Genomic DNA, 22,849 nt, shown 5'->3' on the forward strand with positions numbered 1-22,849 from the left:
TGTTTTACCGTGGTCAACGTGGCCGATAGTACCAACGTTAACGTGCGGTTTCGTACGTTCAAATTTTTCTTTAGACACGATCGTGTTCCTTCCTAGTTATGATTCGTCGTGATCATTATTGATCGACGACGCGCCAGAAATTGTTATTTTATGCGCCAACGCCCGTTAGCGCAATATTTGGACGCCCTGATCTCGCAAAAAGTCGTAAACTTTTTGCAGTTCAATCGTCAATTAGTAACCACGCTCTGCAATAATTTTATCTGCGAAGTTTTTCGGCACTTCAGCGTACTCGTGAAACTCCATAGAGTAAGACGCACGGCCTTGAGTTGCAGAACGTAGATCAGTTGCGTAACCGAACATTTCGGATAGTGGTACTTGAGCACGGATGATCTTAAGACCAGCCACACCTTCGTCCATGCCTTCAATGATACCGCGACGACGGTTTAGGTCACCAACAACGTCACCCATCCAGTCTTCCGGAGTGGTTACTTCGACATTCATCATAGGTTCTAGAATCACAGGTTGTGCTTCTAGTGCACCTTTCTTGAATGCCATCGAGCCAGCGATCTTAAACGCCATCTCGCTTGAGTCTACATCGTGGTAAGAACCATCAAATAGTGTAGCTTTAATATCTAGTACAGGGTAACCCGCTAGAACACCACTATTCATTTGCTCTTCGATACCTTTCGATACCGAACTGATGTATTCCTTAGGAATCACACCGCCCACGATTTCGTCTACGAATACGAAACCTTCACCAGGCTCAGAAGGCTCAAGTTTGACCCAAACATGACCGTATTGACCACGACCACCTGATTGACGAACAAACTTACCTTCAACTTCCGCTTTACCACGAATGGTTTCACGGTAAGCAACCTGAGGTTTACCAACGTTACAATCAACGCTGAATTCACGCTTCATACGATCAACGATAATGTCTAGGTGAAGTTCACCCATACCTGAGATCAGAGTCTGACCTGATTCGTCGTCCGTTTCCACGCGGAATGATGGATCTTCCGCGGCTAGTTTACCTAGCGCGATAGCCATTTTCTCTTGGTCTGCCTTAGAACGAGGCTCTACAGCAATCTGAATAACTGGTTCAGGGAACTCCATGCGTTCTAGAATCACTTTGTGGTTCTGATCACACAGTGTGTCACCTGTTGTTACGTCTTTCAGACCGATAGCAGCTGCAATATCACCAGCGCGAACTTCTTTAACTTCTTCACGCTTATTCGCATGCATCTGAACGATACGACCAAAACGCTCTTTCTTCTCTTTTACTGAGTTGTAAACAGCGTCACCCGAGTTTACAACACCGGAGTAAACACGCATGAAAGTTAGCGTGCCCACGAATGGGTCAGTCGCAATCTTAAACGCTAGCGCTGAGAAAGGTTCGTTGTCGTCAGCATGACGCTCAACTTCATTTTCTCTTTCGTCGACACCTTTAATTGCAGGTACGTCAACAGGCGATGGCAAGAACTCAACTACTGCATCCAGTACCGCTTGAACACCTTTGTTCTTAAACGCACTACCACAAGTAGCCAGTACGATTTCGTTATTTAGTGTGCGAGTACGTAGAGCTTGTTTGAGCTCAGCTTCAGTCAATTCACCTTCTTCAAGGTACTTGTCCATCAGCTCTTCGCTAGCTTCAGCAGCGGATTCAACCATGTGGTTGCGCCACTCTTCAGCAAGTTCAATCATGTCAGCTGGGATGTCTTCGTAAGTAAACGAAGTGCCTTGATCGGCATCATTCCAGTTGATCATTTTCATCTTGATAAGGTCGATGACACCTCTGAACTCATCTTCCGCACCAACGTTCAGCTGGATTGGAACAGGAGTCGCACCAAGACGATTCTTAATTTGGTTCACAACGCGTAGGAAGTCTGCGCCCGCACGGTCCATCTTGTTTACAAATACCAAACGTGGAACGTGGTATTTGTCTGCTTGACGCCATACAGTTTCAGACTGAGGTTCAACACCAGATGAGCCACAGAACACAACCACAGCACCATCAAGTACACGAAGAGAACGCTCTACTTCGATAGTAAAGTCAACGTGTCCAGGGGTATCAATGATGTTTACGCGATGCTCAGGGAACTGTGCTTCCATACCACGCCAGAATGTAGTAGTCGCAGCGGATGTGATAGTGATACCACGCTCCTGCTCCTGCTCCATCCAGTCCATGGTTGCTGCACCATCGTGAACTTCGCCGATTTTGTGAGAAAGGCCAGTGTAGAACAGAATACGCTCAGTTGTGGTTGTTTTTCCTGCATCTACGTGAGCACAGATACCGATATTACGGTATAGCTCAATAGGAGTTTTACGAGCCACGATTGTATCCTCTTACTAAGGTGTACCTTAGAGTATAGAAAAGTGCTGCGAGAGAACCTCGCAGCACAGAAGGTATTACCAACGGTAATGAGCGAACGCTTTGTTTGCGTCAGCCATGCGGTGAACGTCTTCACGTTTCTTAACCGCAGTACCTTTGTTCTCAGACGCGTCTAGCATTTCAGCAGCTAGGCGTTGAGCCATAGATTTTTCACCACGCTTGCGCGCAGCTTCAACCAACCAACGCATAGCAAGTGCGTTACGGCGAACCGGACGTACTTCTACAGGTACTTGGTAAGTTGAACCACCAACACGGCGAGATTTAACCTCTACCGCTGGGCGAACGTTTTCAAGAGCTTCTTCAAAAATAGCTAAGTGGTCTTTACCAGACTTTTCAGCCATAGCATCTAGTGCAGTGTAAACGATTTTCTCTGCAGTAGATTTTTTACCGTCAACCATTAGGATGTTAACGAATTTTGCCAGCAATTCAGATTTGAATTTTGGATCTGGAAGGATCTTACGCTGACCAATGACGCGACGACGTGGCATGGATTTATCTCCGTTGTCTTCTTCAGGTTTTATCCAAAACTTTTCAGTTTTTTCAAAAAATTAAAAATAATTTAGTGTTTGGCCTTACTTAACGGAATCCATTAAGACTTAGGACGCTTCACACCGTACTTAGAACGACCTTGTTTACGGTCATTTACGCCAGCACAGTCTAGTGCGCCGCGAACAGTGTGGTAACGCACACCTGGAAGGTCTTTAACACGACCACCACGGATTAGAACAACTGAGTGCTCTTGAAGGTTGTGACCTTCACCGCCGATGTACGATGTAACTTCGAAGCCGTTTGTCAGACGTACACGACAAACTTTACGAAGTGCTGAGTTAGGTTTTTTAGGTGTAGTAGTGTAAACACGAGTACATACACCACGTTTTTGTGGGCACGCTTCTAGTGCAGGCACGTTGCTTTTAACAACTTGCTTTGCACGTGGCTTACGTACCAACTGGTTAATAGTTGCCATTAACTAGCTCCTGATTTACTTGAAAGTAAGCTTTGTGAAAAATCTATCCCCAACTGCCAATGCAGTTAGGGACGCAAAATTCTATGCAGCAGTGAGAGGTGTGTCAAGAAATATACGGATCTTTTTTGTTCAATTAGAACAATTCATCCGTAAAGCTTTGTCGACAGCAAATCTTGTTCAATCCCAAGTTAGGGATTTATCCTGTTTTGCTGTTAGTTCAACGAAGCCTGAGTAATTCACAATCGTCAGCGATGGACTGATACGATTTGCAATACCGCGAGCTTGCGCATCGCTCTCTAACACCAATACGCTGCGGTTTTTTAGATGGGAAAATGCTTTATGTTGCGAGTTAGCAGCGTACACTGCATCTTCTATAAGTAAGATGTCATCCTGTTCACTGCATAAAGGCATAGCGTCTTCTAGAGCAGAGACTGTTTTTATGATGTGTAACATAACTTCCTCAAAAAGACAGTAGCTTGCCAGCGTGTTGTAACTTATCTTTGAGCTGTTCTGAGCTTAACGCTTGGGCTTCAATGACTAAATCCGCTTGCGCCAAACCTCGCTGGGTTAACGACTCTGAACACACAAAGACTTGTTCGATGTCGTATAAATCGAAAAGCTTTAACATCGGCGCGTAATCTTTACTCAAAATATTGTTGGGGTCTTGCCCGAGTAGAAGCTGGTATACCCCGTCACCCATGAAAATGACGCTGATATCTTCACAGTAAGCCGACGCGGCTAACAGTGCATCCACACCTTCACGACCAGCTGCACAGCCATGTGGCGCACTACGAAATAGATAAGTTAACTGACTCAAAACTGTACCACTCTGTCTTGGGTTAACATCGCTTCAGCTAGGCTACCTAAGCCTGCTTGTTCAAAACCATCGGCTAGATTGTTCTGAACCAAACCATGTTGATTCGCTTCTTCTTCACTTACAATCCCGCGACGCAAAGCGGCCGCGACACAAGTTTCTAGGCGAACACCATGCTCTTTAGCCAAAGACTGCCACGCCTTATTGAGATCAAATTCATCGTTGGCTGGCACACTCAAAGCAGTACCATTAGTCACACCATCTTGATAAAAGAAGACGCTCACTAGCTGATGGCCTTGCTCTATCAACGCTTTGGCGAACTGATAAGCACTGCGCGCTGACTGGCTGCCATAAACGGGACCATTCACCACTAACGTGTAAGTCAGTTTACTCACCTTTCATCATCCTCGGTTTTACGTTGACGAATGTACAAGTAAACGGTGTGTTTTGAAATATTAAGGCGATCCGCAACACGGTTGATGGCATCTTTAATATCGAAGATACCTTTGTCGTACAACTCCATCACGATCTGGCGATTTTTGGTGTTGTTAGACACGGATTTATCCGCATTGATCTCTTCGATGGTGCGTTCAACAGTTTGGTCCACCAGCTCTTCTACGTCACTAGCAAAGTTGACCGAGGAAGCCGCTTCTTTCGCTTCTTGCGTCGGCATGAAAGACTGAAGAACTTGCGAGAAAGGCGCATCCAAGTTGACGTTGATACACAACAAACCAATCACGCGATTTTCGCCATTACGAATGGCGACAGTAATCGACTTCATCAACACGCCACCTTTTGCACGGGTAAAGTACGAACGTGAGAAGTTGCGCTCCGAGCCTTCGATGTCTTTTAGCATCTTAAGCGCTAAATCAGTGATTGGTGAGCCGACTTGGCGCCCCGTATTTTCACCGTTAGCGATTTTAATTGCAGAGGTATTTAAGTCTTCTAGAGAGTGAAGAACGATTTCACAAAATGGACCTATCAGGCTGGCGATACCATCCACGACCGCCTCATAAGATCTTAAAATGATTTTGTCGTGCTCGGTAAACGGCATCACGTTAACGGATTCCATTTCGAGCAACATCTCCGCGTTTATTGTTTCTGTAGTTGTCATAAGCCTTCGAGCGAAAAATCAACAAATTGGTGTAAGTTTATCAGAAAATTTGAAAAGCAACCTAGCAAACTCACCAACTAGTGACCTAGAACAAAAAAGGCCCGTTAAACGGACCTTTTTCAATAACATATCGCAGCTTATTGTTATTGCTCTGCGTTGTCGTTCTCAACTTTTAGCAGCTCAACTTCAAATACTAGCGTTGAGTTAGCAGGAATGCTTGGTGTGTCTTGGTCACCGTATGCGAGCTCTGGCGGGATAACGAATTTGAATTTAGAACCCACAGGCATTAGCTGAACACCCTCTGTCCAACCTGGGATTACACGGTTAAGTGGGAACGTTGCAGGTTCACCACGATCGTATGAGCTGTCGAACTGAGTACCGTCGATCAGAGTACCTTTGTAGTGTACTTGAACCGTATCAGTGTCTTTTGGCTTCTCACCTTCAGCTGGTGTCATTACTTGGTATAGAAGACCTGTATCTGTCTTCACTACGCCTTCTTGCTTCTCAAACTCAGCTCGGAAATCATCGCCAGCTTTTTTCGCTTCAGCTGCTTTCTCAGCCGCTTGTGCTTGCATCTTTTCTGCAACACGCTTGTCTAGAGATTCTAGTGCTGCACGTGTTTCTTCTTCATTCAATTCAGCATTGCCTTTGAAGACGTCTTCGATACCTTTTAGTACCAAATCTTTGTTAAGATTAATGCCGATTTCGCTTGGCTTGTCGATGCTTGTGCTTAGGTAGTTAGCAAATGAAACACCGATTGCGTATGCCGCTTTGTCGTCGTCGGTTTTAAAGTGAACCGCTTTACCGGTTTCTGCTTGAACTTGTTCTGCTTGAGGTGCGGTTTCTGTTTTAGTTTCTTCTTTCTGACAACCTACCGCTAGCATAACTGTTGCAGCAAGTAGCGACACTTTTAAAACTGATTTCATTAAATTCTCCCAATAATGGCTCTGCCATTGGTTGTTGTGCACAAATCTTCTATGAGACTAGTGAAGACAATCGTTATACCAATATACTAGCTATATGTCTTAAGACACAAACCGGATTATTAGATGTGATGCAAAGAATTTCTCATTTATTCCTATATTTAATTGTCATCACCACGTTAAATGGTTGCTTTTTCGCCGAGCGTGAAGTGCAGCGTTGGCCGATAGAACCTCAAGGTGCGACGAGCTTCGCACTTAGCAGAGATGGACGGTTTGCTCTGCTCTATTCTCAACAACGTCATTTGATGTTGTGGGACCTAGAGCAAAATGAACAACTAGCCAACCTGGGTGAACTCGATGCCGATGCCAATGTGGTTTCCCATATCCGCATATCTGACAATGGTCGCTACGCAATTACAGCAAGCCAAATGAACTTCGCAGTTTGGGACCTAGGCTGGACGCAATCCGAAGGCCTTTGGTCTATCTCTGATGCGCTCATTCGCGACGTTGATATCACCAGTAATGGTGAACAAGTTCTGCTTGGGTTATCCAACGGTAAAGCAATTTATGTCAACTTAGTCACCGGGCGTCGCATGGAGTTCCTTGCGCATCGTGAAAAAGTCAATTCCGTGGCCATTTCTCCTAATGGGCGCTTCGCCCTAACCGGAGGTAATGACTATAAAGCGTATCTGTGGGATACCGAAACCGGACAAGTACTACGAACCTTCGAACATGAACAACGAATTGTTCGCGTGGCCCTGCAAAGAGATGGAAAATTAGCAATGACATCTGATGGCGGAAACCAAGCGATTGTTTGGAATTTAAAAACTGGACAAGAAGTCACACAGTTGAGCAGTTGGTCACGCCAATTAATTTTCTCTACCGCACGATTTTCTGACGACGGGACTCAACTAGTCACAGGAAGCCCTTCTGGCCGTGTGTCGATATGGGATACTCAAACCGGAAAACGAATGAGTGGATTTGAAGTGGAGCCCAAAAAAGACACTCGCCCTCCCCGTGCGGTCGTGTATGATGCAGCCTTTGATTCAAAACAACGCGTAATTACTGCTACTTCAGCAGGTATTGCCCAAGCTTGGCAGTTAGAGAACGGATCATGACAGAAAAAATCATTCAGCAATTGGAAGCACGCATTAATGACTTAGAATGTCAGCTTGCGTTCCAAGAACAGACTATTGAAGATCTGAACGGAGCTTTATCGCAGCAACAACTGCAAATTACCAAGATGCTCGATCAGATGAAATATGTGGTAGGTAAAGTAAAAAATATGGACTCGTCGAATTTAGCCGATCCGTCAGAAGAAACCCCACCACCGCATTATTAAAATGCAGGCTCAAATAGCATAAAGCCCAGAACATGTTCTGGGCTTTGTTGTATTAATTACTTAAGAAGGTACTCAAGAGGAAGCTATTCGTCGGCGTAGATTTTAACGCTCAGCTCGCCTTGCGTATTAATGCCTGCTCGGTACATGCCAGAACTGTTCATCGCAAAGTGCATCTCACCTTTAGCATCAATGGCAATCAAACCGCCCTCTCCGCCCATCTGTTTGAGATCACCTTGGATAATGTGTTCACAAGCCGTATGAATATCTTCTTGTAAGTAACGCATACGTGCTGCAACGTCTTCCGCAACACGTTTACGAATAAAGAACTCACCGACACCCGTAGTGGAAACTGCCACAACGCCATTTTCGGCCACCGTACCACAACCAATAAGAGCCGAATCTCCGACTCGGTTGTATTTCTTATTCGTCACGCCACCCGTACTGGTGGCAGCGGCTAAGTTGCCTTGTTGATCTAACGCTACCGCACCAACCGTACCGTGCTTACGGTCATCTGGGTAACGAGATTCCGACAAAGCAAACAGTCCTTTCTCACGCATAGACAGCAACTGCTCATAACGGCGATCAGTAAAGAAGTAATCTTGCTCGGTATACTCATGGCCTTGCTCAAAAGCAAACTTCTCTGCGCCCTCACCCACCAACAACACATGATTGCTGTTTCGCATCACGTCACGAGCGAGCTCAATTGGGTTTCTGATATGACGAACCCCAGCGACCGCGCCTGCTGCAAGGTTTCGCCCATCCATCACAGAAGCGTCCATTTCAACCATTTCGTTGTTGGTCAGCACTGAGCCTTTACCCGCATTAAAGTTAGGAGAGTCTTCCAATACTTTCACTGCCGCTACGACTGCATCTAAGGCTTCACCGCCCGTTTCTAGAATTTGATGTCCCGCTTTTACCGCAGCTTCTAAATCCGCCAAGATGGATTGTTGCAGCTCATCGCTCATCTGTTCACGCAAGATGGTGCCCGCACCACCATGAATGGCAATCGAGAAAGGTTTCGTCATCACTTTGTCCAACTGTTATTCCTTGTATGGTTGGCACTACACCTTAGATAAACAAAAAGCGCAAGTTGAAAACTCAACTTGCGCTTTTCAAAGCTTTGCTAGATAAGATTATCTAGTGAAGGAGCTTATGATTAGTGAGAACCACAGCTACCGCCGCCACAGCAGCCGCCTTCTTCTTCGTGATCGTGGTCATGATCGTGACCACCACAACAGCCACCACCTTGGTGGATGTGACCGTGTTCGATCTCTTCTGCTGTTGCTTCACGTGTAGACATAACTTCTACTTCGAAAGTTAGTGTTTGACCAGCTAACATATGGTTACCGTCAACAACCACTTCGTTGCCGTCAACTTCTGTTACTTCAACAGGGATTGGACCTTGGTCAGTGTCAGCTAGGAAGCGCATGCCCACTTCGATTTGCTCAACGCCTTGGAACACGTCCGCAGGAACGCGCTGTACTAGCGCATCGTTGTGCTCACCGTAAGCTTCTTCAGGAGCTACCGTTACTGAGAACTTGTCGCCAGCCACTTTACCTTCAAGTTCTTTTTCAAGACCTGTGATTAGGTTGTTGTGACCGTGAAGGTAATCTAGAGGTGCTTCTGCTGTTGATTGATCAACAACGACACCGTCTTCCATCATTACTTTGTATGCAAGGCTTGCAACAACGTTCTTTTCAATTTTCATACTAACTCCAGGGAGATTAATTGACTTAACCTGAATGGGGTTAAGTACTGAGATATCTGGGTGTATTATGGGGATCAATTATCGAAGTTCAATTACTCCGGCTTAAAAATTCCGATCATTTCCTGATCTGAGTGTTTATTTTTCTCTACAGATTGTGGTTTACGCTGCTCTGTAAACTCACACTCGACACACTCAACTAATTCGATGTTATTTTCAATCCACCAGCGCAGGGTATCTTGCTGGCTGCAATTTGGGCAGCTAGCGCCGGCAATAAAACGTTTCTTGATTTTCACGCTATTTCCTTAGCTTGAGTCTTGGCTCAAGTACTACTTCCAATGATTAGGTGACTGATGGTCGCTCTCCATTTCACGACCAAATATTTCTTCTAGCTCTTTGCGGGCCTCTTTCGCTCTTTGAGCTAATTTCTTATCTTCATTGTGTTGAGGCAATAAGTCCTTAAGCATAGCATTATCCAACTTGCGAAAATGTGCTTCTGCCCGCTTTGCTTGATAAGGATGCATACCCAGTTCTACGAGCGCTTGGCGACCGAGATCTAGCGCCCCTAAAAATGTTTCACGAGAGTAATTCTCTACACCATGACTCATTAACTGGTAAGCCTCGACACGGCTTCTTGCTCGGGCTAACAACTTAAGTTTCGGGAAGTGCACGCGACAAATGTCCACGATAGCCATCACCTCATCAGGTGAATCAGTACAAATAACCAATGCTTCCGCTTTATCAGCGCCAGCAGCCCTCAATAGGTCAATTTGTGTAGCATCGCCATAAAACACTTTGTAACCATACTTACGTAATAGGTGGATTTGGCTGGCATCACTTTCTAATACTGTCACTTTGATTTTATTGGCATACATTAAACGTCCGACGATCTGACCGAAACGTCCAAAGCCTGCAATGATAACGCGTGGTCGGCGATCCACGACTTTCGTGGTCATGCCCTCTTCTTCTTGATTCAGGGTATGAGCAAACCACTTCTTTTGTCCCATCAGCAAAAGAGGAGTCGTCACCATGGATAGACTGACCACCACCAACAGAAACGCCACTTGCTCTTTGGACAAAATGCCCTCTTGGCTCGCCGCGGTAAATATGACAAAGGCAAACTCACCGCCTTGGCTCAAAATTGCAGCCATACGGCTTCTCGCTTTGGCTCCGACACGGGCAGCTCTCGCCAATGCATACAAAACCAAACCCTTAACCACGACCAAAGCCACCACCGCACCGAGAATCTCTAAAGGATGTAATGCCAATAACCCCAAGTTTACCGCCATGCCCACCGCAATAAAGAATAACCCCAACAACAGACCTTTAAATGGCTCGATAGCGATTTCCAACTCATGGCGATACTCACTCTCTGCCAGCAAAACGCCTGCTAAAAAAGTCCCCAATGCCATCGAAAGGCCGAGCTTTTGCATCACGACCGAAATGCCAAGCACGACTAAAAGTGCAGCAACGGTAAAGAGTTCACGAACGCCGCTCATCACGACAAAACGAAATAGCGGACGTAGTAAAAAGTGACCACCAATCAACAGTGCTACCACACTGCCTAAAATAGTGAAGACATCCAACCAACTTCCACCACTATGCCCGCCTGCTAGCAAGGGCAACATCGCCAGCATCGGGATCACTGCAATATCTTGAAAGAGCAGCACCGCAAAACCAGATTGCCCCGTTTCGGTACCATTAAGCCCTTGCTCTTCAATGACTTTAAGCGCAATCGCCGTCGAGGATAGCGCCAACCCCATCCCGATCACTAAACTCACTTGCATGCTTACGCCAAACATACTGACGACACTACCAATCACGGCGGTCGTGACCACAACCTGCGCACCGCCTAAACCTAAAATCGGCCCTCGCATCTGCCACAATTTTTTAGGGTTTAATTCCAGCCCTATCAAAAACAGTAACAACACAACCCCAAGCTCGGCAAAATGCAAAATGGCATCAACGTCGCTAATTAAGCCAAGCCCCCATGGGCCAATCAACACACCAGCGAGTAAATAACCTAAAACCGAGCCAAGCCCAAGGCGCTGAGCAATCGGCACCGCAATAACCGCAGCCGAAAGAAAGACCACACTGCTTTGAAGAAACTCACTGGTGATCGCCATACTGACCTCCTCGCTCTGCCGCTTGCCAGTTTTCAAGTGGGTTACTCAGCCATCCACGGTATAACTCGGCATGTTCGTAGCGTTCAATATCTGAAACATTTCTTGACCAATACAACACCAGTGGTTCAATCCAGTGCATTTGACATAGGGCTGCCGTCAGTTCAAACGGTTGCAAGATTTGCTCAAGTGGGTATTTGTTGTACCCCTTCGCGCTGAAGGCTTCTTCTTTACCACCTGTTGTAATGACACTGCGCCAGTATTTTCCTTCTAGCGCCGCACCTCCGCCAAACGCAAAGCCTTTACCTAACACTCGGTCTAGCCACTCTTTTAATAGGGCTGGACATGAATACATATAAAGTGGGTGGTGAAATACAATCACATCGTGAGCGAGCAACAACTCATGTTCGTAATTCACATCAATAAAGAAATCGGGGTAAACACCGTAAAGATCGTGCACAGTGACGTGATCAAGCGACTGAGCTTTTTTTATCATCACTTGATTGGCAATCGAGTTATGTGGCTCTGGATGAGCATAAATGACCAGAACTTTTGGGAGAATAGACGGTGCAACAGCCAAATGGTCGTCCTTGTGGTTATTTTTATCCGTTATCAAATTGTTATACTTTTTTGTACAGCATAATGCAATTAAAGCGAATCAATCGACTTTTCCGGCCAATACCCCTACTATTCACCGCTAGATATATACCCAAGTGGCTTTAAAAACGATTGAAACCACTTCGCTATGTAACCAAGCAACGCGCACTGCGCAAAGTGAATGAAAACTTTATGATTACCTTCTCTGATATTCAGTTACTGCGTGGCGGTAAACCTCTTTTAGACCAAGCTTCTGCGACTATTCACCCTGGCGATAAAGTCGGTCTTGTGGGCAAAAACGGCTGCGGTAAATCAACGCTGTTTGCCCTACTGAAAGATGAACTGTCAATTGATGCTGGCTCATTTAGCCAACCTCAACACTGGGAGTTGGCCTGGGTCGCACAGGAAACGCCTGCGCTAGAGCGCACTGCACTGGAATACGTCATTGATGGTGATCGCGAGTACCGCTCTCTCGAAAAGCAGTTAGCTGAAGCAGAAACACAAGACAACGGAACCCTAGTTGCCGAGATACACGGTAAAATTGAAACCATTGGTGGTTACAGCATTCGCGCTCGCGCGGCAGAACTGCTCGATGGTTTAGGGTTCAGCCAAGAGCAAATGAGTTGGAGTTTGACCCAATTCTCGGGTGGTTGGCGTATGCGTCTTAACTTGGCTCAAGCGCTATTGTGTCGTTCTGATCTACTGCTACTCGACGAACCAACCAACCACTTGGATTTGGACGCGGTAATGTGGTTAGAGCGTTGGCTACAAAACTACCCTGGCACGCTGATTCTGATCTCGCACGACCGTGACTTCTTGGATCCGATCGTTGGTCGCATCATTCACATCGAGAATCAGCAGCTGAACGAATACACGGGTAACTACTCGTCATTCGAAAACCAACGCGCACAAAAGATGGTGTTACAACAAGCGATGTTTGAAAAGCAACAGAAGCAGATGTCTCACATGCAAAGCTACATCGACCGCTTCCGTTACAAAGCCTCTAAAGCACGCCAGGCTCAAAGCCGTATTAAAGCTTTGGAGCGCATGGAGAAAGTGTTACCAGCTCAATTCGATAACCCATTTAGCTTCCAATTCCGTGAGCCAGCTGCGCTGCCAAACCCAATCATGATGATGGATGAAGTATCTGCAGGTTACGGTGACAACCTCATCTTAGAGAAGATCCGCTTGAACTTGGTTCCTGGCAGTCGTATTGGTCTACTCGGCCGTAATGGTGCGGGTAAATCGACATTAATCAAGCTGCTCTCTGGTGAACTTAACGCGCAAGGTGGTGACCTAACTTACTCACAAGGCGTGAAAATTGGTTACTTCGCTCAGCACCAGTTAGAAACGCTTCACCCTGAAGAAACGCCGCTGCAACACATGATGCAAATCGCACCCGATCAAACCGAACAGCAGCTACGTGATTACCTAGGTAGCTTTGGCTTCCAAGGTGACAAAGCACTAGAAAAAGTTGCGCCGTTTTCTGGTGGCGAAAAAGCCCGTTTGGTATTGGCTTTAATTGTGTGGCAAAAGCCAAACCTGTTGCTACTTGATGAACCGACCAACCACTTAGACTTGGACATGCGCCAAGCACTTACGATGGCACTGCAAACATTCGAAGGTGCGATGGTGATTGTTTCGCACGACCGCTATTTACTGCGCGCTACGACCGATGACTTGTATTTAGTGCATGATCGACAAGTTGCTCCGTTCGACGGTGATTTAAATGACTATTATAAATGGTTAACCGAACAACAAAGAGCGGAACGCAAAGAAGCGCAGGCTGCGCAGCCAAGCAAAGATACGGCCAACAGCGCAGCTGCGAAGAAAGAGCAAAAACGTCGCGATGCAGAGTTTCGAAAACAGACAGCGCCAATTCGCAAAACGCTGACACAACTAGAAAATAAAATGGATAAGTTAGGTGCTGCACTGGCCGAAGCTGAAGAACAATTGGCGGACAACTCACTGTATGCGGCCGAAAATAAAGCTAAACTTAACCAAGTGCTGGCACTTCAAGCTTCCAGTAAAGCTGAGCTCGAAGAAATTGAAAGGGAATGGATGTCTGCTCAAGAAACGTTGGAGCAGATGGAGCTAGAGTTTAATCAATGAGTAATCAACACGCTGAATACACACTCACCCTAGAACACCTTTGGCAGTTTAGTCTGCAATTTTATGGTGTGCGAGAAGTGAAAGAGGCGTGTTTATCATTACAGAACAACTACCACGGTAACGTGAACCTACTCCTGCTGCTCAGATGGCTCGATGAGCAGCAACTCATTTTCCAAGAAAAAGACTGGCCCTTGGTGCAAGACTGTCTAGGTAGGAGCGAAACTTTACTTCACTCCTTTCGCGACCTTCGTCGCCACCTTAAGTCTCAAGTCAATGACGCTTTGTATCGTGAGACCTTGCAGTTTGAGCTGCAACTAGAAAAGCAGCAACAAGCGGATTTGGTGGACTGCATTAACTCACTTGCACTACTCAAAAATGATGGTGACCCACTGACGTTGAGATACTGTCGTCAACTCGGTGGGGAGCATTTGCAGCAAGCCTTTGCTATGCCGGTGCCAAACATTCAACCACCAAAACGCCCATAAATCTGTAGAATACCTATAATCTTTATAAAGGATTATATTAATAAGTTCTTCAACGGACACCGAAGGACCGCATAAGAGCAGTTAGGTATGACACAATTTTTCGCAGCCGCCGGGATCAAAAACCCGCATCTCCAAACGCTTTTGCCGCGTTTTATTCGCAAAAAAGCGTTATTTACGCCGATTTGGCAAACCCTCGATACATCCGATGGCGACTTTCTCGATCTCGCGTGGAGCGAGGACCCAACCCAAGAGCCTGCACAAAAAAAGCCGATTTTTGTTTTATTTCATGGGTTAGAGGGGTGCTTCTATAGCCCTTATGCCAATGGGTTAATGAATGCATTTGCTCAATCTGGATGGCTGTCGGTGATGATGCATTTTCGTGGCTGCAGCGGTAAACCAAACAAAAAAGCACGAGCTTACCATTCGGGTGAAGTGACGGATGCTCGTTACTTCCTAGAGCACCTTGAACAACGTTTTCCTGATCACCCCAAAGTTGCGGTTGGTATTTCTCTTGGCGGTAACATGTTGGCGAATTATTTAGCCCAATATAAAGACCACCCTATTTTGAATGCAGCGACTATTATCTCAGCGCCTTTAGACCTAGCAGCGTGTGCAAACCGTATTGAACAAGGCTTTTCGAAAGTGTATCGCCGTTACCTACTCTCTTCACTCAAACGCAACGCGTTGCAAAAACATCACTTGTTGCATGGCGAGCTCGCTTTGTCTTACAACTCAATAAAACGTGTCACACGATTGTATGAATTCGATGATTTGATCACGGCACCACTGCATGGCTTCAAAGACGCACAAGATTATTACGACCAATGCTCTGGCTTAAGTAAACTACAACAAATCACGCTACCGACACTGATCATCCATGCCAAAGACGATCCGTTCATGACCGACGATGTGATCCCGAAGTTTGTTCTGCCAGATAACATTGATTACCGTCTCTTTGAGCACGGCGGCCATGTTGGCTTCCTGACAGGAACGGCGTTAAAACCTAAGTTTTGGTTGGAGGAAGCGCTGCCTGCGTATTACGAAAGTATCGCCGCAGATTACCTTTCTGCTGTATCCAAGCAACGAACGCAGTAAACTAGCCGCTCATCATAAAAGTTAGAGGTATTTATGATCATTCCATGGCAAGACATTGCGCCGGAAACATTGGAAAACTTAATTCGTGAATTCGTCTTACGCGAAGGAACGGATTACGGAACCGTCGAGGTTTCTTTGCAAGACAAAATTGATCAAGTTAAAGCTCAATTGGAAAAAGGTGAAGCGGTTATCGTGTTCTCTGAGCTACACGAAACCGTCGATATTCAGCATAAAACAAAATTTTAGACCCTTCACATTTTACCGTATCCCACTCGATGACAAGGTATTGTTACGTGCTATAGTGGGATATCGACCGTGCAGTAGTAACTCTACTGCACATTACAGGTAAGTAATTTTCGACAAGGTTTGTCATGTCAGCTAAACACCCAATTATTGCGGTTACTGGTTCGTCCGGTGCCGGCACGACCACTACATCTGAAGCCTTCCGTAAAATGTTCAATATGATGAACGTTAAACCCGCATGGGTTGAAGGCGATAGCTTCCATCGCTTTACTCGCCCAGAAATGGACATCGAAATTCGCAAAGCCCGCGAGCAAGGTCGACACATTAGCTACTTTGGCCCACAAGCTAATGACTTCCCAGAATTAGAAGAGTTTTTCCGTAAGTTCGGGCATGATGGTACTGGCAGCGTGCGCCGTTATCTGCACACGTTTGACGAAGCGGTTCCCTACAATCAAATGCCAGGCACGTTTACACCGTGGCAAGACTTACCCGAAAACAGCGACGTGCTGTTTTATGAAGGGTTACATGGTGGCGTGGTCGATGGCGATGTTAATGTTGCTCAACATGTGGATTTCTTAATTGGCATGGTGCCGATTGTGAACTTAGAGTGGATCCAAAAATTCGTACGTGACACTCGCGATCGCGGCCATTCGCGTGAAGCGGTAATGGACTCAATCGTGCGATCCATGGACGATTACCTCAACTATATCACTCCGCAGTTTTCTCGTACTCACATCAACTTCCAGCGCGTACCGACCGTTGATACTTCCAACCCACTTAATGCAAAAGGCATCCCTAGTTTGGATGAGAGTTTTGTGGTGATTCGCCTACGCGGTATCAAGAATGTCGACTTCCCATATCTGCTGGCCATGATTGATGGCTCATTCATGTCACGCCACAACACGATTGTCGTACCCGGCGGTAAGATGAGCTTTGCAATGGAGCTCATAGTTCGGCCTATCCTACAACAGCTCATCGAAACAGGGAAAATTGGCTAAAAACCTGCCTGCGAAGATGTTTACTTTTCATACCGTGATCATGTGCACAGTTTTGCTTACAAAATCTCAATCATGGCACGATTAAAATCAAGAAATCGTTTTCGAAAAAGGATACTATTTCTTACCGAAACACAAGAGAGCTTGCAGCATATAAAAAGTGCTCTTATTCTAGTAGGCCTAATTCAGGCTTAGCTAAAATATGGATAGCGCAAGCGTACCCTGCAGAGGAAGTGAGATATTATGGTTCTAGGTAAACCTCAAACCGACCCAACATTAGAGTGGTTTCTTTCACACTGTCATATTCATAAGTACCCTTCAAAGAGCACGCTAATTCACGCGGGCGAAAAGGCAGAAACTTTGTACTACATCGTTAAAGGTTCTGTTGCGGTTCTTATCAAAGACGAAGAAGGTAAGGAGATGATCCTTTCTTACCTAAACCAAGGAGACTTTATTGGTGAACTTGGTCTATTCGAGGAAGACCAAGAGCGCACAGCTTGGGTTCGTGCTAAATCTCCTTGTGAAGTTGCTGAAATTTCTTTCAAGAAGTTCCGTCAGCTTATCCAAGTAAACCCAGACATCCTAATGCGCCTTTCTGCGCAGATGGCTCGTCGTCTTCAAGTAACTAGCCAAAAAGTAGGTGACCTGGCGTTCCTAGACGTAACTGGTCGTATCGCTCAGACGCTTCTGAACCTTGCAAAACAACCAGACGCAATGACTCACCCAGACGGCATGCAAATCAAGATCACTCGTCAAGAAATCGGTCAAATTGTTGGCTGTTCTCGTGAGACAGTGGGTCGTATCTTGAAGATGCTAGAAGAGCAGAACCTAATCTCTGCTCACGGTAAAACCATCGTGGTTTACGGTACTCGTTAATCTCGAACTAGAGTGACACGAACAAAATTATAAAAGCCACCAATGGCAACATTGGTGGCTTTTTATTTACTCATGACCAAATGAGATAGGGTGCAGCGAACACTAATGAGTAAGCTTAACAGGTTAACCCTAAAACTTAGCCATTCGTACTTTCAAAGATTTTGTCAGCTGAAGCGGCCACGAAACCTGGGTACAAATCACCATTTTCCATCGGATAGCGCTTAGCAAATTCATAAAACCCGCCAGGGATAATTTCAGTGCCTTCGCTAAAACGAACCGCTACTTTATCTGCCATGGTCGATGACTGCTCTAGCAACACCTCAGGAGTGCCCTTCACTTCACCACCATTTTCATTAATGGTAAACCCAGCGGTACGCAGATGATCGTTTACCTGCTTCACTTCTTCATATTCATTGAGTTGGTTAACGCTCACCGTGAAGTGGTTTGCTCCGTAACCATGCGCCGCAAGCCAAGATGCGTACTCACTTTCTTTAGCCAACGTTTGGTAATCAGCAAAGCTTAAATCCCACAAGCGTCCACCATGTAAGAATGCGCTATCGTTCAGCTTGTCAGCATCGACTTGTGCCACCAAATTTTTCACAATCTCTTGTAGCTCAGGCGAGCACTCTTCAACTTTTAGCTCACTAATAAATACTTTAGGTTGCTTCGGATCTGGGTGCTCATAGTGCTTAGCAACCAGCTTTTTGCTTTCGAAAACGTAATCACCACACGCCTTGTAACCAATAGCTACAAATGGCTTAGCTAGAGTTTCAATATCAAGAGGCGCGATATTGAAGGTACGTAAAGCTATATGATCATTAATCAGAGGCTCATCTTCTTGAAGCAGCTGATGCACTTTAGCCGCCGAAGGGCAAAGACGTTGAATGTAATCTTGCCATAGCGATTCAAATAACACATCGGGCGTCATAACGACTCCTTGTTACGAGATGTAGAGTTTAAAGGTAAGCGGAAGTTGGCTGCTCGTTCACAACAAAAGTTGTCCAGAATAATGAACGAGCAACCATCAACCTGTGACGGTAAATGCCAGTCAGTCAACACGCTTTTCCGAGTCTTTGCTCACTTTTCGTGTTCTGCCAACGATCACTACAACCCATACCTAAATGATGCGCCGGCAAGGTGAGCCGCAATGCATAGTTGCGACTCTATTATTAAAACTTATAGCACTACACCTGGACTCAATGTTGCAGGCAAGACAGTTTCTTGACCTTCCATTGATGCCATTGGGTACGCACAGTAATCTGCTGCGTAGTAAGCGCTTGGGCGCAAGTTACCCGACGCCCCCGGACCACCAAATGGCGCATCACCGCTTGCACCAGTAAGCTGGCGGTTACGGTTCACGATTCCTGCACGAATGTGGTCAACGAAGTATTCCCATTCTTGGTCGTCGGTTGAAACCAAACCAGCAGATAAGCCAAAGCGCGTATCGTTTGCTAGCGCCACGGCTTTGTCTAATCCTTCGTAGCGCACCACTTGCAGAAGTGGGCCGAAGTATTCTTCATCTGGTAACTCAGCAATGTTCGTTACATCAATGATACCAGGAGAAACAAACGCCGCCTCTCCTGCTTTCGCTTCAATCAAGCTTTCACCGCCAAGAGACTGTAGATTAGCTTGTGCATCAAGAATAAACTTGGCTGCCGCGACCGAAATTTGCGGTCCCATAAATGGCGCAGGTTCTGCAAATGGTTGGTCTACGCGAATATTGCGTGTCGCTTCAACGAGTTTGGTGATAAGCGCATCGCCTTTTTCACCCAATGGCACATACAAACGACGAGCACACGTACAACGCTGCCCAGCACTGATAAACGCTGACTGGATGATGGTGTAAACCGTGGCATCCAAATCACCATATTTATCAGAGATCACCATCGGGTTATTACCACCCATTTCTAGTGCGAGCATCTTGCCTGGTTGACCCGCAAATTGACGGTGTAATACATGCCCCGTATTCGCGCTACCCGTAAACAGTACGCCATCAATGCCTTTTGCGTCAGCTAGGGCGATACCAGTTTCTTTCGCGCCTTGAACAAGGTTAATCACGCCTTTCGGCAGACCGGCTTCTTCCCATAGCTTCATCGCCAATTCACCCGTCCATGGCGTTTGCTCAGACGGTTTGAAGACTACCGTGTTACCAGCCAGTAGCGCAGGCACAATGTGACCATTTGGTAGGTGGCCTGGGAAGTTGTAAGGACCAAACACCGCCATCACGCCCAATGGGCGGTGGCGCAATACGATTTGGTTGCCTGCTGCTTCACGGCTCGCCTCACCAGTGCGGTCATGATAAGCGCGAATCGAAATGGCAATTTTACCTGCCATGGCTGCTGCTTCAGTGCGCGTTTCCCAAATCGGCTTACCGGTTTCTTTGGCAATCACTTCGGCGATTTTTTCGCTGTTCTCTTTTACTTTCTCCGCAAAAGCCAACACGATTGCCTCACGCTCTGAAAATGGACGCTTTTTCCAGTCAATAAACGCTTCACGCGCTGCAGATACCGCCTGGTTCACCTGCTCTGCCGTTGCACCTTTGCCTTGCCAGATCACTTCTTGGTTGTACGGCGACAGAGACGTAAATGCTTCACCCTGACCTTGTACCCATTCACCTGCAATCCAATGTGTCATTGTTTCTATCCTTAAATTCTGTCGTCTGTTACTGCGGAAGAAGGCGAACGAAATCCCCTTCTTCAACCGAAAGTGCATCCGCAACGTCTGGTGCGATCATTACGCTTTGTGTTTCTGCGTCATACGCCGCTTTAGTGACTGTCGCACGGAAGTTCTCGAAAGATGAATTACACATCAAGAAGTCTTGTGTGCTGGAATGTCCAGAGATTTTGACTTGCGCGCGGAATGAATGACGTACCGACTCAATATTACGCAGATCACACTCAACCGTTGGGCCACCATCGAAGATGTCGACGTAGCCTCGGTTGGTAAAACCTTCACGCTCAAGCAGCTTCAGCGCTGGACGCGTGTTGTCATGTACTTGACCAATCACGGCTTGCGCTTCTGGGCTGAGCAGGTTGATGTAAATAGGCAGTTTCGGCATCAAGTCGGCGATAAAGCCTTTCTTGCCGATGCCTGTCAGGTAATCTGCAAGCGTGAAATCGATAGAGAAGAAATGCTCTTGAAGCCATTGCCAGAATGGTGAATTACCCTCGTCGTCTGAAACGCCACGCATCTCCGCAAAGATCGTTTCAGAGAAGCGCTCTGGGTGCTCTGCCATCATTAGGAAACGACACTTCGACATTAGACGACCATTCAGACCTTGGCGGAATTTCTCACGCAAGAACAAGGTACAAATTTCGCTGTTACCCGTGTAGTTATTACCAAAAGTAAGCAGTTTAACGACGTTGTTAACGCCAAGCTTTGGCGACGAGTGCACGACTTTACTAATGTGATATGAGTAAAATGGGACATCCCAGCCGATAGATGCTTCGATTCCGGTGGTACCCGCAACCTCACCCGTTTCAGAGTCAAAGCCAACCATCAGGTAGCCTTCATCGCCTGGTTCTGCCACATCTGGCTTACCAAAGCTGTACTCTGAATGTTTGATTCGATTGGTTAACAGTTCTTCGTTAACCGGTAGAGATGTAAATCCGTGACCAGACTCCACCGCACAAGTGTGCAGTGCGTCGTAATCCGACATCGCGATAGGGCGAACTACTAGCATCAATACTCCCTCCAGATGCAAGAAGATCCTAACTATATTGTAGGAACAATTCCCCCATCAGAGATCCTTGACGGGGGTGTCTGCGTTGACGTTTAAACTGATATCGCGCTTAAACTAAAGTCGCGATCGCTTTATCCAGTTTCGCCAAGCCTTCTTCAATTTCTTGTTGTGTGATAACGAGTGATGGTGTGAAACGTACGACATTGGCACCCGCAACCAATACCATGAGACCTTGTTTACCTGCAGCAACCAGCACGTCACGCGCACGGCCTTGCCATTCTTCATTTAGTGCAGCGCCAAGTAATAGGCCTTGACCGCGCACTTCTGAGAAGGTGTTGTACTTCGCGTTGATCTTCTCTAGACCTTCACGGAACAATGCTTCGCGTTCTAGCACACCAGCCAACACCTCTGGCTTAGTAACTTCATTTACAACCGCTTCTGCAACCGCACACGCTAGTGGGTTACCGCCATATGTAGAACCGTGAGTGCCCACTTTCATGTGCTCTGCCAATTTTGCTGTCGTTAGCATTGCACCGATTGGGAAACCGCCACCAAGTGATTTCGCAGTACTTAGAATATCTGGCGTGATACCTAAACCTTGGTAAGCGTAGAAGTTACCTGTACGGCCATTACCAGTTTGCACTTCATCGAAGATCAGTAAGGCGTTGTGTTTGTCACACAGCTCGCGAACCGCTTGAGCGAACTCAGGCGTTGGTGGCACGATGCCGCCTTCACCTTGTAGTGGCTCCATCATGACCGCACAAGTACGATCAGACATGTGCGCTTGTAAAGCTTCGATATCGTTGTAAGAAAGGTGTGTCACGTCGCCTGGCTTAGGACCGAAACCGTCAGAGTATGCAGCTTGGCCACCAACCGTTACGGTAAAGAATGTACGACCGTGGAAACCTTGTTTGAATGCAATGATTTCAGACTTCTCAGTGCCATGAACGTCTGCTGCATAACGACGTGCCAGCTTCAAAGCGGCTTCGTTTGCTTCTGCGCCAGAGTTAGCAAAGAACACTCGCTCAGCAAAACTCACTTCTGTTAGCTTTTTCGCCAGACGAAGGGCTGGTTCGTTCGTCATAACGTTACTTAAGTGCCAAAGCTTGTTAGCTTGCTCTGTTAGTGCGTCTACCATTACTGGATGACAATGGCCAAGACAGCTCACTGCAATACCACCAGCAAAGTCGATGTATTCATTACCTTCCTGATCCCAAACACGTGAACCTTCACCTTTAACAGGGATCATTTCCATCGGGTTATAGCAAGGTACCATTACCTCATCGAATAAACCGCGCTCTACTTTAATTTCCGTTGTCATTGCACATTCCTTCTTGATACCGCATGCGTAGCAGATAAGCGAATTTAACCGGCTCTCTTTGCCAGCAAA

Annotated in this window: 25 protein-coding genes; 8 read left to right on the top strand and 17 right to left on the bottom strand. The window is 46.4% G+C overall.

The window, feature by feature from the left end:
* Positions 1-231 precede the first annotated feature (231 nt).
* From fusA to fkpA, 8 genes are all read right to left on the bottom strand, one after another.
* Positions 232-2,331 carry an elongation factor G gene (gene fusA / locus R7M72_RS21840; RefSeq protein WP_005382794.1) on the bottom strand — a complete coding sequence of 700 codons (2,100 nt, stop codon included), beginning with the start codon at positions 2,329-2,331 and terminating at the stop codon, positions 232-234.
* Positions 2,332-2,406: 75 nt separating this feature from the next.
* Positions 2,407-2,877: a 30S ribosomal protein S7 gene (rpsG, locus tag R7M72_RS21845; protein WP_005382796.1), complete on the bottom strand. Its 471-nt coding sequence runs from the start codon at positions 2,875-2,877 to the stop codon at positions 2,407-2,409.
* A 101-nt stretch (positions 2,878-2,978) separates the two neighbouring features.
* On the bottom strand, positions 2,979-3,353 hold the full coding sequence (gene rpsL, locus R7M72_RS21850) for a 30S ribosomal protein S12 (RefSeq protein ID WP_004399892.1): 375 nt from the start codon (positions 3,351-3,353) through the stop codon (positions 2,979-2,981).
* Between the two features lie 177 nt (positions 3,354-3,530).
* Complete coding sequence (gene tusB / locus R7M72_RS21855; protein WP_318056324.1) at positions 3,531-3,806, bottom strand: sulfurtransferase complex subunit TusB; 276 nt, start codon at positions 3,804-3,806, stop codon at positions 3,531-3,533.
* A 7-nt stretch (positions 3,807-3,813) separates the two neighbouring features.
* Positions 3,814-4,170 carry a sulfurtransferase complex subunit TusC gene (tusC, locus tag R7M72_RS21860; protein WP_054702275.1) on the bottom strand — a complete coding sequence of 119 codons (357 nt, stop codon included), beginning with the start codon at positions 4,168-4,170 and terminating at the stop codon, positions 3,814-3,816.
* Positions 4,167-4,562, bottom strand: coding sequence for a sulfurtransferase complex subunit TusD (gene tusD, locus R7M72_RS21865; RefSeq protein ID WP_017633744.1), 396 nt, complete (start codon positions 4,560-4,562; stop codon positions 4,167-4,169). The genes tusC and tusD overlap by 4 nt, the downstream gene beginning before the upstream one ends.
* Positions 4,559-5,281, bottom strand: a complete 723-nt coding sequence (locus tag R7M72_RS21870; protein WP_005382804.1) for a transcriptional regulator — start codon at positions 5,279-5,281, stop codon at positions 4,559-4,561. Before R7M72_RS21870 ends, tusD begins: the two co-directional genes overlap by 4 nt.
* Positions 5,282-5,424: 143 nt before the next feature.
* Entirely contained in the window at positions 5,425-6,207 is a 783-nt protein-coding gene (fkpA, locus tag R7M72_RS21875) for an FKBP-type peptidyl-prolyl cis-trans isomerase (protein WP_017821751.1), read from the bottom strand.
* 128 nt (positions 6,208-6,335) lie between these two features.
* Here fkpA and R7M72_RS21880 point away from each other — a divergent pair, with 128 nt between their 5' ends.
* Positions 6,336-7,322, top strand: coding sequence for a WD40 repeat domain-containing protein (locus R7M72_RS21880; protein WP_065274920.1), 987 nt, complete (start codon positions 6,336-6,338; stop codon positions 7,320-7,322).
* Positions 7,319-7,546, top strand: coding sequence for a SlyX family protein (locus tag R7M72_RS21885; RefSeq protein WP_005381455.1), 228 nt, complete (start codon positions 7,319-7,321; stop codon positions 7,544-7,546). Before R7M72_RS21880 ends, R7M72_RS21885 begins: the two co-directional genes overlap by 4 nt.
* An 83-nt stretch (positions 7,547-7,629) precedes the next feature.
* Here the strand turns inward: R7M72_RS21885 and R7M72_RS21890 are convergent, their stop codons facing one another.
* The 5 genes from R7M72_RS21890 to kefG all read right to left on the bottom strand — a co-directional run bounded on the left by R7M72_RS21890 (position 7,630) and on the right by kefG (position 11,954).
* Positions 7,630-8,571, bottom strand: coding sequence for an isoaspartyl peptidase/L-asparaginase family protein (locus R7M72_RS21890; protein WP_053303049.1), 942 nt, complete (start codon positions 8,569-8,571; stop codon positions 7,630-7,632).
* A 131-nt stretch (positions 8,572-8,702) separates the two neighbouring features.
* Positions 8,703-9,254 carry a peptidylprolyl isomerase gene (gene slyD, locus R7M72_RS21895; protein ID WP_005381451.1) on the bottom strand — a complete coding sequence of 184 codons (552 nt, stop codon included), beginning with the start codon at positions 9,252-9,254 and terminating at the stop codon, positions 8,703-8,705.
* Positions 9,255-9,346: 92 nt separating this feature from the next.
* Positions 9,347-9,547, bottom strand: coding sequence for a YheV family putative zinc ribbon protein (locus R7M72_RS21900; protein ID WP_005381449.1), 201 nt, complete (start codon positions 9,545-9,547; stop codon positions 9,347-9,349).
* A gap of 33 nt (positions 9,548-9,580) precedes the next feature.
* The gene (gene kefB, locus R7M72_RS21905) at positions 9,581-11,377 is read right to left on the bottom strand and encodes a glutathione-regulated potassium-efflux system protein KefB (protein WP_005382809.1); all 1,797 of its coding nucleotides are present in this window, start codon (positions 11,375-11,377) and stop codon (positions 9,581-9,583) included.
* Positions 11,361-11,954 (bottom strand): glutathione-regulated potassium-efflux system ancillary protein KefG, encoded by a 594-nt coding sequence (gene kefG, locus R7M72_RS21910; protein ID WP_017821749.1) that lies wholly within the window; start codon positions 11,952-11,954, stop codon positions 11,361-11,363. The genes kefB and kefG overlap by 17 nt, the downstream gene beginning before the upstream one ends.
* Positions 11,955-12,163: 209 nt before the next feature.
* Between kefG and R7M72_RS21915 the strand changes: the two genes are divergently transcribed.
* From R7M72_RS21915 to crp, 6 genes are all read left to right on the top strand, one after another.
* The gene (locus R7M72_RS21915) at positions 12,164-14,083 is read left to right on the top strand and encodes an ABC transporter ATP-binding protein (RefSeq protein WP_318056325.1); all 1,920 of its coding nucleotides are present in this window, start codon (positions 12,164-12,166) and stop codon (positions 14,081-14,083) included.
* Positions 14,080-14,568 (top strand): TIGR02444 family protein, encoded by a 489-nt coding sequence (locus R7M72_RS21920; RefSeq protein ID WP_005382813.1) that lies wholly within the window; start codon positions 14,080-14,082, stop codon positions 14,566-14,568. Before R7M72_RS21915 ends, R7M72_RS21920 begins: the two co-directional genes overlap by 4 nt.
* A gap of 87 nt (positions 14,569-14,655) precedes the next feature.
* On the top strand, positions 14,656-15,663 hold the full coding sequence (locus R7M72_RS21925) for a hydrolase (protein WP_017821747.1): 1,008 nt from the start codon (positions 14,656-14,658) through the stop codon (positions 15,661-15,663).
* 33 nt (positions 15,664-15,696) lie between these two features.
* Positions 15,697-15,909 carry a YheU family protein gene (locus R7M72_RS21930; RefSeq protein ID WP_005382815.1) on the top strand — a complete coding sequence of 71 codons (213 nt, stop codon included), beginning with the start codon at positions 15,697-15,699 and terminating at the stop codon, positions 15,907-15,909.
* 125 nt (positions 15,910-16,034) lie between these two features.
* Complete coding sequence (locus tag R7M72_RS21935) at positions 16,035-16,904, top strand: phosphoribulokinase (RefSeq protein WP_318056326.1); 870 nt, start codon at positions 16,035-16,037, stop codon at positions 16,902-16,904.
* 240 nt (positions 16,905-17,144) lie between these two features.
* Positions 17,145-17,777 carry a cAMP-activated global transcriptional regulator CRP gene (crp, locus tag R7M72_RS21940; RefSeq protein ID WP_005381432.1) on the top strand — a complete coding sequence of 211 codons (633 nt, stop codon included), beginning with the start codon at positions 17,145-17,147 and terminating at the stop codon, positions 17,775-17,777.
* A gap of 136 nt (positions 17,778-17,913) precedes the next feature.
* On the opposite strand, the gene R7M72_RS21945 is transcribed toward crp, so the two are convergent.
* From R7M72_RS21945 to R7M72_RS21960, 4 genes are all read right to left on the bottom strand, one after another.
* Entirely contained in the window at positions 17,914-18,705 is a 792-nt protein-coding gene (locus tag R7M72_RS21945) for a DUF1338 domain-containing protein (RefSeq protein ID WP_238854842.1), read from the bottom strand.
* 248 nt (positions 18,706-18,953) lie between these two features.
* Positions 18,954-20,411: a succinylglutamate-semialdehyde dehydrogenase gene (astD, locus tag R7M72_RS21950; protein WP_025768787.1), complete on the bottom strand. Its 1,458-nt coding sequence runs from the start codon at positions 20,409-20,411 to the stop codon at positions 18,954-18,956.
* Between the two features lie 28 nt (positions 20,412-20,439).
* Positions 20,440-21,459 carry an arginine N-succinyltransferase gene (gene astA, locus R7M72_RS21955; RefSeq protein ID WP_042523637.1) on the bottom strand — a complete coding sequence of 340 codons (1,020 nt, stop codon included), beginning with the start codon at positions 21,457-21,459 and terminating at the stop codon, positions 20,440-20,442.
* Between the two features lie 109 nt (positions 21,460-21,568).
* Complete coding sequence (locus tag R7M72_RS21960) at positions 21,569-22,780, bottom strand: aspartate aminotransferase family protein (RefSeq protein WP_318056327.1); 1,212 nt, start codon at positions 22,778-22,780, stop codon at positions 21,569-21,571.
* Positions 22,781-22,849: the final 69 nt, after the last annotated feature.

The sequence above is a fragment of the Vibrio sp. YT-18 genome, from assembly GCF_033337345.1.
GTDB classification, from domain to species: domain Bacteria; phylum Pseudomonadota; class Gammaproteobacteria; order Enterobacterales; family Vibrionaceae; genus Vibrio; species Vibrio alginolyticus.